Raw genomic sequence first — 16,971 nt, forward strand, 5'->3', positions numbered from 1 at the left:
TATGACGCCCGGCGTCGCCTGTCCCGGCCGCCACTGCTACGCCCAACCTCACCATCGCTTCTGGATGATGCCCCAATGTCGAACCTGCAACGTGCTTCCCACCATGAGCTGCGCAGTGCCTTTCGCGCGCTGCTGAGCGCCGATGCCTGCTACCACACCGCCTCGGTGTTCGATCCGATGTCGGCGCGGATCGCCGCCGATCTCGGTTTCGAGGTGGGTATTCTCGGTGGCTCGGTGGCCTCGCTGCAGGTGCTGGCCGCGCCCGACTTCGCCCTGATCAGCCTCAGCGAGTTCGTCGAGCAGGCCACCCGTATCGGCCGGGTCAGCCGCTTGCCGGTGATCGCCGATGCCGACCACGGCTACGGCAATGCGCTCAACGTGATGCGCACCGTGGTCGAACTGGAGCGCGCCGGGATCGCCGCGCTGACCATCGAAGACACCCTGCTGCCGGCCCAGTTCGGTCGCAAGTCCACCGACCTGATCTCGATCGACGAGGGCGTCGGCAAGATCCGTGCGGCGCTGGAGGCGCGGGTCGACCCGCAGCTGGCGATCATCGCGCGCACCCATGCCGGGGTGCTGGCGGTGGACGAGGTGATCCGCCGCACCCTGGCCTACCAGGCGGCCGGCGCCGACGCCATCTGCCTGGTCGGGGTGGAGAACTTCGTCCATCTGGAACAGATCGCCGACGCGCTGAGCGTCCCGCTGATGCTGGTCACCTATGGCAACCCCCGGTTGCGTGACGACGCGCGCCTGGCCAGGCTCGGCGTGCGCATCGTGGTCAACGGCCACGCCGCCTACTTCGCCGCGATCAAGGCCACCTACGATTGCCTGCGCGAGCAGCGCGGTGGCGAGGCAACCGAACTCAGCGCCTCCGAGCTGGCGCACAAGTACAGCCTGCCCGAGGAGTACATGGCCTGGGCCGAGGACTTCATGAACGTGAAGGAGTAGCCGTGTGCGGCGCAGGCCGATGAACCGCCCTTGCAATGGCAGGCAGGGGCGCGCATATCTATCTAGCGGAAGTGCAACGAACGTTTGAGAGGTGGACATGGCTGGTGGTTGGGCGAGTGACGGGGCGGTACAGGAACAGATCGACAGCAGCATCGAGGACGCCATCGCTCGCGCCCGCAGCCAGCTGCCCCGGGGCGAGAGCCTGCATCACTGCGAGGCGTGCGATGCAGTCATTCCCGAGGCTCGGCGCCAGGCCATCGCGGGGGTGCGCCTGTGCGTCGCCTGCCAGTCCGAACAGGACAAGGCGCAGCAGGTCGGCGGCGGCTACAACCGCCGCGGCAGCAAGGACAGTCAACTCAGATAAGGCGCGGCATGGGCGTCAGGGGGAAGCAGTGGGTAAGCTGTGGCAATGGCTGCGCCTGAATGTGCGGCACGCTTCCCTCGTGTCGTGCCTGGCCCTGCTCGCGATGCTGCCAGCCCAGGCCGCGCAGCTGGTGCTGCATACCGAGGAAAACCCGCCACTGAACTTCAGTCGCGACGGCGAGCTGACGGGTTTTTCCACCGAGGTCGTTCGCGCACTGGCCGTGCGCACCGGCGACACGGTGCGGCTGGAACTGGGGCCCTGGACCCGCGGCTACGGCAAGGCGATGTCCGCGGCCAATGTCGGAGTCTTTACCACGGCGCGTATCGCCGAGCGCGAACAGGCCTTCCAGTGGGTGGGACCGCTGACGCACACGCGCACCCGTTTCTACACGCACAAGGGCGCGGGGCTGCGAATCGACAGCCTCGAGCAGGCCGCCCGTGCCGGTCGCCTGGTCCTGCAGCGCAACTGGTACACCCACGAGTACCTGCTCGCGCGCGGTTTCACCAACCTCTATACGGTCACGGCGCCGGACAAGATGATGCAGGTGTTCAGCAAGCAACGCGCCGACCTGCTGGCGGCCAGTGACTACGTCTTGCCGGAGCTGCTGGCGATGGTCGGGATGAGGCCGGAGCAGGTCGAGGCGCAGTTCGTGTTTCTCGAACACGACACCTACCTGGCGTTCTCCCTCGCCACCGAGCGGGGCATCGTCGAGCGCTGGCAGGTGGCGCTGGATGAGATGAAGCGGGACGGCGAATTTACCGCCATCTACCGGCGCTGGTTCCCCGAGCAGCCGCTGCCGGCATGGCTGCTCAGCGGCAGCCGTTAGCCGGCGCCTCGGTCTTCCCTATCCGTCGGTCAGATACTGAAATCAGTGTCGTGTCGTGACGCCCAGACCGCTAGTCATCGGGCGGGGCTGGACAGGGTCTTGTAGTAAATGGCGTTTGCCCGGTAGCGGCCATCGGGGCCGCAGGCGTAGTCGGGCAGGCCGCCGATGCAGCGATAGCCTGCGCTGCGATAGAAGTCTTCGGCCGGGCTGCCAGCCTCGGTGTCTAGGTACAGCAGGCCGCGCTGCCGGTCGCGCGCCTCGTCCTCCAGGCCCTGCAGCAGTGCGCGGGCGATACCGCGCCGGCGCGCACAGCTGCGCACCAAAAGCTTCTGTACCTCGGCGCGGTTCAGGCCGTTGCGCTTCTGGCACAGGCTCAGCTGCACGCTGCCGAGCGGCAGTGCTTGCCGGCCGGCGACCCACAGCAGGCGCGAGCCGTCCTCCAGGCCCGCCCGCACCTCGTCGAAATAGGCGTTGGCTTCGGCCCCCGAGAGGTCGGCGAGGAAACCGACCGAAGCGCCGTGGCGCACGCTGTCGAGCAGCAGCTCGACCAGCCCCGGTCTATAGGTTTCGAACTGCTCAGGCCCGATCCGGGTCGGCTGCAGTGTTTGGCTCGTCGGGAGCGCTGGATCCATGGCTATTCCCTTCCGTGGGTAGAATCAGCTGCATAAAGGTCAGATCCAGCCAGCGGCCGAACTTGCGCCCGACCTGGGGCATCTGTCCGGTGGTGACGAAGCCGAGGCGTTCGTGCAGGCGGGTCGAGGCGGCGTTGCCGCTCTCGATGGCGGCCACCAGCACGTGCAGGCCGGCGCCGCGCGCCCGCTCGATCAGCGCCTGCAGCAGCGCGGGGCCGAGGCCGCGGCCGCGCTGGTCGGGGCGCACGTACACCGAGTGTTCCACGGTGTGGCGAAAGCCCTCGATGCTGCGCCAGGTGCCGTAGCTGGCGTAGCCAAGCACTTGCCCGTCGCCGTCACGGGCGACCAGGACCGGAAAGCCGGCGCCCTGGCGTTCGGCCAGCCAGGCGCTGCGGTTGTTCAGGTCGACCAGGGTTTCGTTCCAGATCGCCGTGGTGTTCTGCACGGCGTCGTTGTAGATGGCCAGGATGCCGGGCAGGTCGCCGGCGCTGGCGTCGCAGATCGTGTGGCTCATGGCAATCCTTGGCGATGGAGGGGTGTACGGTCGCCCGCGAGGCTGAATATAGGTCGGGGCTGCGGCGGGCGTCGAGCGTCATCCTCCGGGGTTGAGGACGCTCGCCCGGCGGGCCGCGCGGCGCCGGCAAATCAGAGCACCAGGTAGTTCTTCACCCCGGTGAAGATGATCTGCGCCGCCAGGGCGCAGACGAACAGGCCCATCAGGCGGCTGACGATCTGCAGGCCCTGGTCGCCGAGCAGGCGCTCGAACTGGTTCGACAGGTACAGCACCACCCCCACGGTGAGGCTGGCCAGGGCGATGCCGAGCACAGCCAGCAGCTTGTCGTCCCAGTGCGGCTGGCTGGCGCCCATCAGCAGCAGCGCACCTATGGTGCCGGGGCCGACGGTGAGCGGGATGGTCAGCGGCACGATGGTCACGTCCTGCTGCACGTTGTCGGTCTGCACCGCCGACTTGCCCTGGGCCATGCCCAGGGCGGAGATGAACAGCACGCTGCCGGCGCCGATGCGGAAGGCATCGATGGTGATGCCGAACAGGGTGAAGATGTGCTTGCCGAACAGGTACAGCAGCACGCTGGCCACCAGCACGCCGGCGGCGACCTTCCAGGCCAGCCTCTTGCGCTCCTTGACCGTGTAGCCGCGGCTCAGGCCGATGAAGCAGGACAACACGAAGAATGGGCTGTAGAGCACCAGCAACTTGAGATACAGACTGAACAGCTCGGACGCCATGGCGGGACTCGTCTCTTGGCCGGGTGGGCGGGGGTCGGCGGTGGGCGCGGCCGTGCCGGCGGTCGCCTCGGAGGGGGAATGATCGGGGATTGGTCGCGCGATCTCCAGTGCGCCAGGCAATTTTGTTGCTCGCTGGTGGATGACCGCCTGGCGCCCCGGCGCCAGCCGGCACGCAAGTTCGACTATACCTGTGGCGTTAGCCGGCATCGGCCGCTGGAGCCGCACGATGGCGCATGTGAGCTTCACCCGTAACCTGCATCGCCACCTGGATGTGGCCGCCTGCGAGGCGGCCGGTGCCACGGTGGGCGAGGTGCTGGGCGAGGTGTTCGCCGGCAATCCGCGGCTGCGCAGCTACCTGCTGGATGATCAGGGGCGGCTGCGTCAGCACGTGGCGATCTTCGTCGATGGCAGCCAGGTGCGCGACCGCCGCGGCTTGAGTGACCGCGTGGCGAGCGGCAGCGAGATCTTCGTGGTGCAGGCGCTTTCCGGTGGATAAAGGAGGAGGCGGAGATGGCTGACGTGCTGCATGTGGCCACGCGCAAGGGCTTGCTGACATTTTCCCGCAAGGCGGGCGAGTGGCGCCTCGAGCGCAGCGATTTCCTCGGCGAACCGGTAAGCATGGTGCTGGCCGATCGGCGCGATGGCCATCTCTACGCGGCCCTGCACCTGGGGCATTTCGGCCCCAAGCTGTGGCGTTCGGCAGATGCCGGAGAACACTGGGAAGAAGTCGTCGCGCCGGCCTTCGCCGCCAGCGATGACGGCCATGGGCCTTCGGTGTCGATGATCTGGTCGCTGGAGTGCGGCGGCGCCGACCAGCCGCAGACGCTCTGGGCCGGGACCCTTCCCGGCGCCCTGTTCCGCTCCGACGACCGCGGCGCGTCCTGGCGGCTGATCGAGGCGTTGTGGCAGCGCCCGGAGCGCGCCCGGTGGTTCGGCGGTGGCTACGACGAGCCGGGCATTCACTCGATCTGCGTCGATCCGCGCGACAGCACGCGGCTGCAGGTCGCGGTGTCCTGCGGCGGCGTGTGGTGCAGCGAGGACGCCGGGGCCAGCTGGGCCTGCCGTACCCAGGGCATGCGCGCCGCCTACATGCCACCGGAGCTGGCGCAGACCCCGGAGATCCAGGACCCGCACCGCATGGTGGCCTGTGCGGCGCAGCCGGACACCCTCTGGGTGCAGCACCACAACGGCATCTTCCTGTCCCGCGATGGCGCCGCGCATTGGCGCGAGATCGAGGGCGTCGAACCTTCGAGCTTCGGTTTCGCCGTGGTCGTGCACCCGCGCGAGGGGCAAACCGCCTGGTTCGTGCCGGCGGTCAAGGACGAGTGCCGGGTGCCGGTGCAGCATCGCCTGGTGGTGACTCGCACACGGGATGGCGGGGAGAGTTTCCAGTGTCTGCGCACCGGCCTGCCGCAGAAACACTGCTTCGATCTGGTCTACCGGCATGGCCTGACGATCGACGACAGTGGCCAGTGCCTGGCGATGGGCTCGACCACCGGCCATCTGTGGTACTCGGCCGATCAAGGCGACAGCTGGCGATTGCTGGCCGGTCACCTGCCGCCGATCCATGCGCTGCGCTTCGCCTGACACCGGCGTGGAGCGCCCGCGCGGCGCCGGGTGTGTCGAGGGGACGGATCAGTAGGGCAGGGCGCTGCGCTGGCGGCGAACTTCGCGTTCGGCGATCCAGTGCTCGAGCAAGTCGCGCAGTTGCGACAGCTCCACCGGCTTGGACATGTGTCCGTCCATCCCGGCCTGGCGTGCGCGTTCCTTATGTTCGTTGAGGATATGCGCGGTGAGGGCCACCACCGGGGTGCGGTCGCGCTTCTCGGCCTGCTCCCAGGCGCGCAGCTGCTCGGTGGCAGAGAAACCGTCGAGCACCGGCATCTCGCAGTCCATCAGAACCAGGTCGTAATGCCGGCTCTTCATGGCCGTGAGCGCTTCCTCGCCGTTGCTGGCGGTATCGGGCTGCAGGTTGAGCTTGCCGAGCATGCCGCGGATCACCTTGGTCGAGATGCTGTTGTCTTCGGCGACCAGGATGCGGAAATCGTTCGGCACGTTCAGTGGCGCGGTCACCGTGGTCGGCACGAACTGCGGCGCACCGGTACTGCGCTGGGCCAGTTCGTCGGCCAGGGTGGCCTTGAGCGTGTAACCGGCCACCGGTTTGGCCAGGATGCGCTTGATGCCGGCGTTGCGCGCGACGATCTTACTCGGCGCATTGCTGATGCCGGTGAGCATGATCAGCAGGATGTCGTGGTTGAGGCTGGGGTCTTCCTTGATCTTGGCCGCCAGCTGCATGCCGGTCATGCCGGGCATGTCCTGGTCGAGCAGCACCACGTCGAAGTACTCGCGCAGGTGCGCCTTGGTCCGCAGCAGGGCCAGGGCCTCCTTGCCGGAGGGCACGGTGCTGACGCTCAGGCCCCAGGCGCTGCACTGCTGCAACAGCACCTTGCGGCAGGTGTCGTTGTCGTCGACCACCAGCAGGCGTGCCCCCTGCAGCGGGCCGTCGAGGTCGGCGGTGGGCTGCTCGAGGCGCGCGGCGTCGAGCGGCAGGGTCAGCCACAGGGTCGAGCCCTGCTTGCCGCCGCTCTGCACGCCGAACTCGCCGCCCATCAGGCGCACCAGCTGGCGGGCGATAAGCAGGCCCAGGCGGCCGCCGAGCTTGGTGGCGGAGAGGAAGTCGCGGCTTTGCAGCTCGGCATGCAGCAGCGCCTCGCGTTCGCTGGCCAGCAGCGGCTGGCCGCTGTCCTGCACGGCGATGCGCAGGCGCGGCTGGCTGCCGCCGTTGTCCAGCGCCACCACCAGCAGCACCTCGCCCTCGGCGGTCTGCTTGAAGGCATTGTCCAGCAGGCTCAGCAGGGTCTGGCGCAGGCGCGTCGGGTCGCCGCTGATCACCCGCGGCACCTGGGGTTGCATGAAGCTGATCAGCTCGACCTTCTGCTGTTCGGCCTTGGCGCGGAAGATGTCCAGGCAGTCCTCGATCAGGGCATTGAGGTCGAACTGCACATCGTCCAGTTCGATCTGCCCGGTCTCCAGCTTGGAAATGTCGAGAATCTCGTTGATCAGGGTCAGCAGCTCGTTGCCCGAGCTGTGGATGGTCTGCACGTAGTCGCGCTGCTTGGCCGACAGCGGGGTGCCGAGCAGCAGCTCGGTCATGCCCAGCACGCCGTTCATCGGGGTGCGGATCTCGTGGCTGATCTTGGCCAGGAACTCGGCCTTGGCCTTCAACTCGGCGGAGCTGGCGGCCAGGGCGCGGCTGGTGCTGAACTGATCCTGGACGATGCGGCGCTGGCGTTCGCTCAGCGCCATGCTGGCGATGAAGCCACTGACCACGGTGATGGCCAGCAGGCCGTAGGCCAGCCAGTCGGACTGCACCGACCAGTAGCCGAAGAGGATCGGCAGGGCGCCGACGAAGGCCGCGCAATACAGCAGCAGCGCCACGCCGAACAGGCGCGCCGGGCGGTAGCCGTGGCTCCAGTGGTACAGCGCCACCAGTAGCATGCTCAGGCCGCTGACCGCGGCGAGCAGGTAGACCAGCTGGTTGAACTGCAGGTTGCTGGCGATCAGCAGGGTCAGGCTGACCAGAGCGACCAGCAGGATTTCCCCGAGCAGCAGGCGGTTCAGCGGCGTATTGCTGCAGACCCCATGGAAGAAGCTGGCGGTGAAGGCCAGGGCGCAGAGCATGGTTGTCAGCATCGACAGGTTGGCGATCTGCGGTTGCAACGGCTGCCATTCGCCGAGCCAGGGGTTGCTGATGCCCAGCACGCTGATGGCGGTGAGCAGCAGGCCGGCCTGGGTCGCCGCGAGCCACAGGCTGGTGACCGCACGGCTGTAGGCGAAGCGCACGAGGTTGTAGAACACCAGCATGCCGAGGCCGCCGAGCAGCAGGCCGAGCAGCAGCGGCCGGCTGTCGTCGGCGGCGATGGCGTTGGTGCTCTGCAGGCTGATGGTCGGGCGCAGGGCGTGGTCGGAGGCCAGGCGCAGGTAGAGGTCCAGGGGGACATCGGCCTGGGGCAGTGGCAGCAGGTAGTCTCGGCTGGCCAGGGGGCGGCTGGAGAACGGCAGGCTGCTGCCGGTGCGGGTGTGATCGAGCAGCTGATCGCCCTGCAGCACGTACAGGTCGAGGTAGGCCAGGTAGGGGGCGAAAATCCGCAGCATGCGCGCCTGCGGGCTCACCGGCAGGCGGTAGTGCAGCCATAGCGCGGCGTCGCCGCCGGGGGTGTAGAGGTCGCCGAGCTCGGTCGGGGCGAAGCGCGAGCTGTGCAGGGGGGTGCGGATGTCGTCGAGTTGCAGGCTCGCGCCATCGTCGTTCAGCGCCGACCATCCGCTCGCCGCCTGGGCCGGCAACTGACACAGCAGCGTCAGCAGCAAGCCGAAAAACAATCCTGTGGCATTCCTCAGCCGGCGCACGGTGAAATCCCTTCGGTAATGGGTGGTCCGATTATAGCCATGCCGGGATCGCCAGGACCATGCAAAGGGCGTCGCCGCCCTTTGCTGGTGCGCTCTCAGCTCTCGCCGCGCTCGCGGGCGATCGCCCGATAGCCGATGTCCTTGCGGTAGAAACAGCCGTTCCAACGGATCTGCTCGGCCAGGCGGTAGGCCTGCTGCTGGGCCTCGGCCACGCTCGGGCCGATGGCCGTGGCGCACAGCACCCGGCCGCCGGCAGTGACGATCTGGCCGTCCTTGAGCGCGGTGCCGGCGTGGAACACCTTGCCGTCCAGCTTGGCGGCGGCGTCCAGGCCGTCGATGACCTCGCCCTTGGCGTAGTCGCCGGGATAGCCGCCGGCGGCCAGTACCACGCCGACGGTGGGGCGCGGGTCCCAGGTCGCCTCGACCTTGTCCAGGGCCCTGGCCAGGGCGGCCTCGATCAGCAGCACCAGGGACGACTCCAGGCGCACCATGATCGGCTGGGTCTCCGGGTCGCCGAAGCGGCAGTTGAACTCGATGACCTTGGGCGCACCGCTCTTGTCGATCATCAGGCCGGCATAGAGGAAGCCGGTGTAGACGTTGCCTTCGGCGGCCATGCCTTTGACGGTCGGCATGATCACCTCGTCCATCACCCGCTGGTGCACCTCGGCGGTCACCACCGGAGCCGGCGAGTAGGCGCCCATGCCGCCGGTGTTCGGGCCGCTGTCGCCGTCGCCGACGCGCTTGTGATCCTGGCTGGTGGCCATCGGCAGGACATTCTCGCCGTCGACCATCACGATGAAGGAAGCCTCTTCACCATCGAGGAACTCTTCAATGACCACCCGCGAGCCGGCCTCGCCGAAGGCATTGCCGGCGAGCATGTCGCGCACCGCGGCCTCGGCCTCGGCCAGGTCCATGGCGACGATCACGCCCTTGCCGGCGGCCAGGCCGTCGGCCTTGATGACGATCGGAGCGCCAACCTGCTGCAGGTAGGCCAGGGCCGGTTCCACTTCGGTGAAGTTCTGGTAGGCCGCGGTCGGAATCTGGTGGCGGGCGAGGAAGTCCTTGGTGAAGGCCTTGGAGCCCTCCAGCTGGGCGGCGCCGGCGCTGGGACCGAAGATGTCCAGGCCGCGGGAGCGGAACAGGTCGACCACGCCCCTCACCAGCGGCGCCTCGGGGCCGACGATGGTCAGCTGCACGTTCTGCTCGGCGAAGTCGGCCAGTTGCTCGAGGGCCAGCACGTCGATGGCGACGTTCTCACACTTGGCCTCGAGGGCGGTGCCGGCATTGCCCGGGGCGACGAAGACCTTGGCCACGCGTGGGTCCTGGGCGACTTTCCAGGCCAGGGCGTGTTCGCGACCGCCGCTGCCGATGATCAATACGTTCATGTTTCTCTCCTGGGGGAGGCGGGCCTGGGGCCCGTTCGGTGGATAGGCAAAGCGCTATCCACCCTACGAATGTCGAGGTCGCGATCGGGCCGGTAGATGCAGGGCGCCCGGTCCTTCGCCCAGCACTGTTGCCTTCTGGCAATGAGCAGGGGTAAGGGCCGGGCAATGCCGCTGATGCCCGTCCGATCGCGGCCGATCTTAGTGCCTGAAGTGGCGCATGCCGGTGAACACCATGGCAATCCCCGCCTCGTCGGCGGCGGCGATCACCTCGGCGTCGCGCATCGAACCGCCGGGCTGGATCACCGCGGTGATGCCGGCCTTGGCGGCGTTGTCGATGCCGTCGCGGAAGGGGAAGAACGCGTCCGAGGCCATCACCGCGCCAGGGACCGGCAGGCCGGCGTGCTCGGCCTTGATCGCGGCGATGCGCGCGGAGTTGACCCGGCTCATCTGGCCGGCGCCGACGCCCACGGTCTGACGGTTCTTGGCGTAGACGATGGCATTGGACTTGACGAACTTGGCCACCTTCCAGGCGAAGATCAGGTCATGGATCTCCTGCTCGCTGGGGGCGCGCTGGGTGACGATCTTCAGGTCTGCGGCCTTGATCATGCCGATGTCGCGGCTCTGCACCAGCAGGCCACCGTTGACCCGCTTGAAGTCCCAGCCCGGGGCGCGCTCGGCCGGCCACTCGCCGCACTCGAGCAGGCGCACGTTGGCCTTGGCGGCAACCACTTCGCGGGCAGCCTGGGAGATTTTCGGGGCGATGATCACCTCGACGAACTGACGCTCGACGATGGCCTTGGCGGTTTCGCCGTCCAGCTCGCGGTTGAAGGCGATGATGCCGCCGAAGGCCGATTCGCTGTCGGTGGCGTAGGCCAGGTCGTAGGCCTTGCGGATACCGCCCTCGTCTTCCGGGACCACGGCGACGCCGCAGGGATTGGCGTGCTTGACGATCACGCAGGCAGGCTTGACGAAGCTCTTCACGCATTCCAGGGCGGCGTCGGTGTCGGCGACGTTGTTGAACGACAGCTCCTTGCCCTGCAGCTGCACGGCGCTGGAGACGCTGGCCTCGCCCTTCTTCGCCTCGACGTAGAAGGCCGCGCTCTGGTGCGGGTTCTCGCCGTAGCGCATCTCCTGGGCCTTGATGAACTGGCTGTTGAAGGTGCGCGGGAAGGCGCCACGGGCCTCGGTGGACAGCGTCTCGCGGCTCTGGTCGATGGTGCCCAGGTAGTTGGCGATCATGCCGTCGTAGGCGGCGGTGTGCTCGAAGGCCTTGAGCGCCAGGTCGAAGCGCTGGGCGTAGCTCAGGCCGCCGGCCTTCAGGGCCTCGACGATCCCGGCATAGTCACCGGTGTTGACCACGATGGCGACGTCCTTATGGTTCTTCGCCGCGCTGCGGACCATGGTCGGGCCGCCGATGTCGATGTTCTCGATGGCATCGGCCAGATCGCAGTCCGGCTTGGCCACGGTGGCCTCGAAGGGGTAGAGGTTGACCGCGACCAGGTCGATCGGCTTGATCCCGTGCTGCGCCATGACTTCGCCGTCGAGGGCGCGGCGCCCGAGGATGCCGCCATGGATCTTCGGGTGCAGGGTCTTCACCCGGCCGTCCATCATCTCCGGGAAGCCGGTGTAGTCGGCCACTTCCACGGCGGCCACGCCGTTGTCCTTGAGCAGCTTGTAGGTGCCGCCGGTGGAGAGGATCTCGACGCCGAGGGCGGACAGTTCGCGGGCGAAGTCGAGGACGCCGGTCTTGTCGGAGACGCTGATCAGCGCGCGGCGGACGGGGAGGCGGGTGGTCTGGTCGGTCATTTCAGAGTCCATCAGAGCAGGGAAATCAGCAGGCGGGGCGGCTCGTGATCGGGCCGCCCCGCCTGGGGAAAAGGGGTCAGAGCAGGTCGTACTGCTTGAGTTTCTTGCGCAGGGTGCCGCGGTTCAGGCCGAGCAGTTCCGAGGCCTTGGTCTGGTTGCCCTTGACGTAGTTCATCACGGTCTCCAGCAGCGGGGCTTCGACCTCGGTGAGCACCAGGTTGTACACATCGGTGACGTCCGCGCCTTCGAGGTGGGCGAAATAGTTATGCAGCGCTTTTTCGACACTGCCGCGCAGGGTCTGGCCCTCTTCGCTCGGCGTGGTCAGGTGCTGTTTCAAGCTGGTGCTGTCGCTCACGGGTGCAATTCCACTCACTAAATTCTCGGTCATCAACGTCATGCGGCCACCCCCTCTCCATCGTTTCGCCGCTCGCCGAAAAACAGGCGAATCTCGGCGCACTGCGCGTCCGTGCTGTCCAGACGGTTGAATTGGGCGCGAAACTCCCTGGCGCCCGGCAGGGTTGCGAGATACCAGCCGACATGCTTGCGGGCGATGCGCACGCCCATCACCTCGCCATAGAAGGCATGCAGTGCGGCCAGATGCTCAAGCAGAATACGTTCCAGTTCGGGCAGGCCCGGCGCCGGAAGCTTCTCTCCGGTGCGCAGGTAGTGCTCGATCTCGCGAAAGATCCACGGCCGGCCCTGGGCCGCCCGGCCAATCAGCAGGGCATCGGCGCCTGTGGCGGCGAGCACGGCCTTGGCCTTCTCCGGTGAATCGATATCGCCGTTGGCGAACACCGGCATCGACACCGCCTGCTTGATCGCGGCGATGGTGTCGTACTCGGCGTCGCCGGTGTAAAGGTCGGCGCGGGTGCGCCCGTGTACGGCCAGGGCGGCGATTCCCGCCTGCTCGGCGATCTTCGCCACCTCCACGCCGTTCTTGTTCTGCCGGTCCCAGCCGGTGCGGATCTTCAGGGTGACCGGCACGTCCACCGCGGCGACCACCGCGTGGAGGATCTCGCGCACCAGGTCCTGATCCTTCAGCAGGGCAGAGCCGGCGGCCTTGTTGCAGACCTTCTTGGCCGGGCAGCCCATATTGATGTCGATGATCTGCGCACCCAGCTCGACGTTACGCCGCGCCGCCTCGGCGAGCATCAGCGGATCGCCGCCGGCGATCTGCACCGAGCGCGGCTCCGGATCGCCGGCGTGGGGCAGGCGCAGGCTGGACTTGCGCGAGCTCCACAGGCGCACATCGCTGGTGACCATTTCCGAGACGACCAGACCCGCACCCAGGCGCCGGCAGAGCTGGCGGAAGGGCCGGTCGGTGACTCCGGCCATGGGCGCGAGAATCAGCGAGTTGGGCAGTCTGTAGGGGCCGATGCATAACGCCGACATAGGGCTTCCCTGCTCAAGAGACGTGCTGTTGAGACCAGTAGGAGGGTGCGAAAAGGCTGGGAATAATACCCGCTCTGGGTGACCGGATAAAGGTTGTTTTGAACAAATTCTGAACAGCTGCGGCCTTATCGCCAAGGGTTAGGTTGCCGGCGGCGAGCCGGCATGGTGCCGCCTGCGGCTCATTCCGGCGAGTGGAAGCTGAGGCTGTAGTTCACCGCCTGGGTGCCCGGGTCGAGGATGTCCAGGGACACGTGGATGGGGGTCTGCGGCGGCATTTCCGCCTGGCCGGCGAGCTCGCCGCCGAGGTATTCGTTGGGTTTGAAGCGGCGGCTGGCGAGCAGTTGGCCGTTGATGTCGGCGAAGCGCATTTCCAGCAGCGGGAAGGGTTGGGCGAACGGCGCGCGGTTGTAGAGGATCGCGTCGACCACCAGGGCGCCGCTGAACTGCGGGTGGCTGCGCACCACCAGGTTGCTGCTCTTGATCTGCTCGATGTCGACCTTGGACGGCAGCAGGCAGCCGATGCTCGGGCACAGCTGCTCGAACCAGGGGCGGTACTCGTCCTGGCGCGCCAGTTCGTCGAAGTGATAGATCACGTACTGAGTGGCCAGGGCGCCGGCGGCGACCAGGTTGAGCAGGCCCCAGGCGAACCAGCGCGCCCAGGGCTTGCGCGGTGGCTGCCAGTCCAGTTGCAGCGGTTCGTCGTCCAGCTCGAACAGGTGTTCGTCGCGCAGTTCGGGCTCGTTGCGGCGGCTCTTTGCGGCCGGCTCGACCGCAGGCTCGTCCAGCTCCGGATCTATCTCCTCGCGTGCCGGGCTCAGGCGCAGTTCGTCCTCCAGCGGCAGTGATTCGACGGTGTCGACATCGCTCAGGTTGAATCGCGGCTCGCTGCGTGGCGGCTGGACGGCGGGCTCGGTGCGGGCGATGGGCGATGCTGGCGGAGTCGCGGGTAGCGGCGCGGCCGGCGCGTCCTCGGCTGCGCCCGGGCTCAGGCTCAGCGGCCCCTTGGGCGCCTCCTCGCGCAGCAGGGCCTCGGCCCATTGCTCGTCGTCGGGCTCGCGGGCGCTGTCGCTCAGCGGGCGGAAGCCTTCGGCGTAGCGCGGCGGTTGCTCGAGGGCCATGAACTGCTGGGAGAGCTGCTGCTCCTGTTCTTCCAGCTTGGCCAACTCCTCGTCGAGGTCGAGGCTGTCCAGGTCGAGGTCGTCGTGTATCCACAGGGTATCGTCGGAGGTTTTCCGCTCCGCCGGCGAAGGGGGCTGTTCGTCTGCTCGCGCGGGCGTTGGCGCCGGCTGCGCGGGAGCGGCGATGGGCGCCCTGCCGGGGGTGTCGCCGGCCAACTGATGGCCCTGCTCGCGCAGTTGTTGCGCGGCATTGAACACGTGCAGGCAGGCGCCGCAGCGGACCACGCCATGGGCGGCGCCCAGCTGTGCCTGGTTGACCCGGAAGCTGGTGTGGCAATGGGGGCACTGGGTGATGAAGCTTTCGCTCATGCGTGGGTCCGGCGGCCTGAGGGCAGGTGGAGCGGGGCGATCAGTCTAACGCAAGTGCCCGGCATAGCAGCAGGGCGGCGCATCAGCGGCGCACGCCGCTGATGCGCACCCAGCCTTCCTTGCTGGCGGTCGGCTCCAGGACGAAGGCATCGCTGTAGGCGGCGCGGACCTCATCGGCCTGTTCGGCGAGGATGCCCGACAGCGCCAGGCGGCCGCCCGGCTTGACCAGGCTGGTGATCTGCGGGGCCAGGGCGACCAGCGGTCCGGCGAGAATGTTGGCCACTACCACCTCGGCCGGCTGCGGCGGCAGGTCGGCGGGCAGGTAGAGGGCGAAGCGCTCGGGGGCGATGCCATTGCGCCCGGCGTTGTCGCGCGAGGCTTCCAGGGCCTGGGGGTCGATGTCGGTACCCACTGCCTGGGGGGCGCCGAGCAGCAGGGCGGCGATCGCCAGGATGCCGGAGCCGCAGCCGAAGTCCAGCACGTTGCAATCGGTCAGTTCCTGGGCATCCAGCCACTCCAGGCACAGCGCGGTGGTCGGGTGGGTGCCGGTGCCGAAGGCCAGGCCGGGATCGAGCAGCAGGTTGACCGCATCTGGCTCCGGTGCGGCGTGCCAGCTCGGCACTATCCACAGGCGGCGGCCGAAGCGCATCGGCTGGAAGTTGTCCATCCAGCTGCGTTCCCAGTCCTGGTCCTCGATGCGCTCCAGCTGGTGCTCGGGCAATGTGCCGCCGGTCAGCAGCTGCAGGTGGGCGATCAGGCTGTCCGCGTCGGTGTCGGCCTCGAACAACGCCAGCAGGTGGGTGTGCGACCACAGCGGGGTGGTGCCCAGATCCGGCTCGAAGATCGGCTGGTCCTCGGCGTCCATGAAGGTCACGGATACGGCGCCCACTTCGAGCAGCGCATCCTCGTAGGTTTCCGCCTGTTCCGGGGTGATGGCGAGACGGACTTGCAGCCAGGGCATGGGGGAAACCTCTTGCAATACGACGTAATGGAGCGAATTGGGTGGCGCGACAGGTGGGCAAGCTTACTTGACGGGCGTTGCGCCTTCCACCGTGGCGGTTTCACCGTGCCCTGAAATGACAAGGGCCGCCCGTGGGCAGCCCTTGTGGTTCGACACGGCAAGCGTCAGTGCTTGTCCATACCCAGTTTCTTTTCCAGGTAATGGATGTTCACGCCGCCTTGGCAGAAGCCCTTGTCGATGACCAGATCGCGGTGCAGTGGCACGTTGGTCTTGATGCCGTCGACCACGATCTCTTCCAGGGCGTTGCGCATGCGCGCCAGCGCCTCGTCACGGCTGGCGCCGTAGGTGATCAGCTTGCCGATCAGCGAGTCGTAGTTCGGCGGCACGGTGTAGCCGCTGTACAGGTGCGAGTCGACCCGCACGCCAAAGCCGCCGGGGGCATGGAAGTGCTTGACCTTGCCCGGGCAGGGCATGAAGTTGTCGGGGTCTTCGGCGTTGATCCGGCATTCCAGGGCATGGCCGCGGATCACCACGTCTTCCTGCTTGATCGACAGCTTGTTGCCCGCGGCGATGCTGAGCATCTCCTTGACGATGTCGACGCCGGTGACCATCTCGGTGACCGGGTGCTCGACCTGGACGCGGGTGTTCATCTCGATGAAGTAGAAGTTGCCGTCCTCGTAGAGGAACTCGAAGGTGCCGGCGCCGCGGTAGCCGATCTCGATGCAGGCGTTGACGCAGCGGTCGAGGACCTGGGCGCGCGCCCGCTCGTCGATGAACGGGGCCGGGGCTTCTTCCAGGACCTTCTGGTGGCGGCGCTGCAGCGAGCAGTCGCGGTCGCCCAGGTGGATGGCGTTGCCCTGGCCGTCGGACAGCACCTGGACTTCCACGTGGCGCGGATTGCCGAGGAACTTCTCCAGGTAGACCATCGGATTGCCGAACACCGCACCGGCTTCGCTGCGGGTCAGCTTGGCCGACTTGATCAGGTCCTCTTCCTTGTGCACCACGCGCATGCCGCGACCACCGCCGCCGCCGGCGGCCTTGATGATCACCGGGTAGCCGACTTCACGGGCGATCGCCAGGGCGGTCTCCTCGTCTTCCGGCAGCGGGCCGTCGGAGCCGGGAACCACCGGTACGCCGGACTTGATCATGGCTTCCTTGGCCGAGACCTTGTCGCCCATCAGGCGGATGGTCTCGGCTTTCGGGCCGATGAAGGCGAAACCGGAATTCTCCACCTGTTCGGCGAAATCGGCGTTTTCCGCGAGGAAGCCGTAGCCAGGGTGGATGGCGGTGGCGCCGGTCACTTCCGCGGCGCTGATGATCGCCGGGATGTTCAGGTAGGACTGGGCGCCGGCCGCCGGGCCGATGCAGACCGACTCGTCGGCCAGGGCCAGGTGCATCAATTCGCGGTCGGCGGTGGAGTGCACCGCCACGGTCTTGATGCCCAGTTCCTTACAGGCGCGCAGCACGCGCAGGGCAATCTCGCCGCGGTTGGCGATCAGGACTTTTTCCAACATCGCAGGC

The 16,971-nt window shown here is 67.6% G+C and carries 16 protein-coding genes; 5 read left to right on the top strand and 11 right to left on the bottom strand.

The genetic code is table 11. The features are described from left to right. Positions 1-84 precede the first annotated feature (84 nt). From ACSX1D_RS02130 to ACSX1D_RS02140, 3 genes are all read left to right on the top strand, one after another. The gene (locus tag ACSX1D_RS02130) at positions 85-948 is read left to right on the top strand and encodes an isocitrate lyase/PEP mutase family protein (RefSeq protein WP_439862254.1); all 864 of its coding nucleotides are present in this window, start codon (positions 85-87) and stop codon (positions 946-948) included. A 97-nt stretch (positions 949-1,045) separates the two neighbouring features. Beyond that, entirely contained in the window at positions 1,046-1,312 is a 267-nt protein-coding gene (locus tag ACSX1D_RS02135; protein WP_439860773.1) for a DksA/TraR family C4-type zinc finger protein, read from the top strand. A gap of 28 nt (positions 1,313-1,340) precedes the next feature. Continuing rightward, positions 1,341-2,138 carry a substrate-binding periplasmic protein gene (locus ACSX1D_RS02140; RefSeq protein ID WP_439860774.1) on the top strand — a complete coding sequence of 266 codons (798 nt, stop codon included), beginning with the start codon at positions 1,341-1,343 and terminating at the stop codon, positions 2,136-2,138. Between the two features lie 74 nt (positions 2,139-2,212). On the opposite strand, the gene ACSX1D_RS02145 is transcribed toward ACSX1D_RS02140, so the two are convergent. The 3 genes from ACSX1D_RS02145 to ACSX1D_RS02155 form a co-directional block, all read right to left on the bottom strand. After that, a complete protein-coding gene (locus ACSX1D_RS02145; protein WP_439860775.1) occupies positions 2,213-2,770 on the bottom strand; it encodes a GNAT family N-acetyltransferase in 558 nt (185 codons plus the stop codon). Then, entirely contained in the window at positions 2,715-3,284 is a 570-nt protein-coding gene (locus ACSX1D_RS02150) for a GNAT family N-acetyltransferase (protein ID WP_439860776.1), read from the bottom strand. Before ACSX1D_RS02150 ends, ACSX1D_RS02145 begins: the two co-directional genes overlap by 56 nt. Before the next feature lie 131 nt (positions 3,285-3,415). Further along, on the bottom strand, positions 3,416-4,012 hold the full coding sequence (locus tag ACSX1D_RS02155; RefSeq protein ID WP_208708175.1) for a MarC family protein: 597 nt from the start codon (positions 4,010-4,012) through the stop codon (positions 3,416-3,418). Between the two features lie 226 nt (positions 4,013-4,238). On the opposite strand from ACSX1D_RS02155, the gene ACSX1D_RS02160 reads away from it, so the two are divergent. Together ACSX1D_RS02160 and ACSX1D_RS02165 are read left to right on the top strand one after the other, a co-directional pair. Next, the gene (locus ACSX1D_RS02160) at positions 4,239-4,508 is read left to right on the top strand and encodes a MoaD/ThiS family protein (RefSeq protein WP_208708176.1); all 270 of its coding nucleotides are present in this window, start codon (positions 4,239-4,241) and stop codon (positions 4,506-4,508) included. 14 nt (positions 4,509-4,522) lie between these two features. Then, positions 4,523-5,599 (top strand): WD40/YVTN/BNR-like repeat-containing protein, encoded by a 1,077-nt coding sequence (locus tag ACSX1D_RS02165; protein WP_439860777.1) that lies wholly within the window; start codon positions 4,523-4,525, stop codon positions 5,597-5,599. 48 nt (positions 5,600-5,647) lie between these two features. Here the strand turns inward: ACSX1D_RS02165 and ACSX1D_RS02170 are convergent, their stop codons facing one another. The 8 genes from ACSX1D_RS02170 to accC form a co-directional block, all read right to left on the bottom strand. Then, on the bottom strand, positions 5,648-8,419 hold the full coding sequence (locus tag ACSX1D_RS02170) for a response regulator (protein WP_439860778.1): 2,772 nt from the start codon (positions 8,417-8,419) through the stop codon (positions 5,648-5,650). 95 nt (positions 8,420-8,514) lie between these two features. Next, entirely contained in the window at positions 8,515-9,804 is a 1,290-nt protein-coding gene (gene purD, locus ACSX1D_RS02175) for a phosphoribosylamine--glycine ligase (RefSeq protein WP_208708179.1), read from the bottom strand. A gap of 198 nt (positions 9,805-10,002) precedes the next feature. Then, positions 10,003-11,610 (bottom strand): bifunctional phosphoribosylaminoimidazolecarboxamide formyltransferase/IMP cyclohydrolase, encoded by a 1,608-nt coding sequence (gene purH, locus ACSX1D_RS02180; RefSeq protein WP_439860779.1) that lies wholly within the window; start codon positions 11,608-11,610, stop codon positions 10,003-10,005. A gap of 76 nt (positions 11,611-11,686) precedes the next feature. After that, positions 11,687-12,007, bottom strand: a complete 321-nt coding sequence (gene fis / locus ACSX1D_RS02185) for a DNA-binding transcriptional regulator Fis (RefSeq protein ID WP_208708181.1) — start codon at positions 12,005-12,007, stop codon at positions 11,687-11,689. Then, entirely contained in the window at positions 12,004-13,002 is a 999-nt protein-coding gene (gene dusB, locus ACSX1D_RS02190; protein ID WP_439860780.1) for a tRNA dihydrouridine synthase DusB, read from the bottom strand. Before dusB ends, fis begins: the two co-directional genes overlap by 4 nt. A gap of 179 nt (positions 13,003-13,181) precedes the next feature. Continuing rightward, on the bottom strand, positions 13,182-14,489 hold the full coding sequence (locus tag ACSX1D_RS02195; RefSeq protein WP_439860781.1) for a DUF3426 domain-containing protein: 1,308 nt from the start codon (positions 14,487-14,489) through the stop codon (positions 13,182-13,184). 82 nt (positions 14,490-14,571) lie between these two features. Then, entirely contained in the window at positions 14,572-15,450 is an 879-nt protein-coding gene (gene prmA / locus ACSX1D_RS02200) for a 50S ribosomal protein L11 methyltransferase (RefSeq protein WP_439860782.1), read from the bottom strand. A gap of 164 nt (positions 15,451-15,614) precedes the next feature. Next, positions 15,615-16,964: an acetyl-CoA carboxylase biotin carboxylase subunit gene (gene accC, locus ACSX1D_RS02205; RefSeq protein ID WP_208708185.1), complete on the bottom strand. Its 1,350-nt coding sequence runs from the start codon at positions 16,962-16,964 to the stop codon at positions 15,615-15,617. Between the last annotated feature and the right edge of the window lie 7 nt (positions 16,965-16,971).

This window comes from Pseudomonas sp. MBLB4136, from assembly GCF_051904765.1.
Taxonomy (GTDB): domain Bacteria; phylum Pseudomonadota; class Gammaproteobacteria; order Pseudomonadales; family Pseudomonadaceae; genus Aquipseudomonas.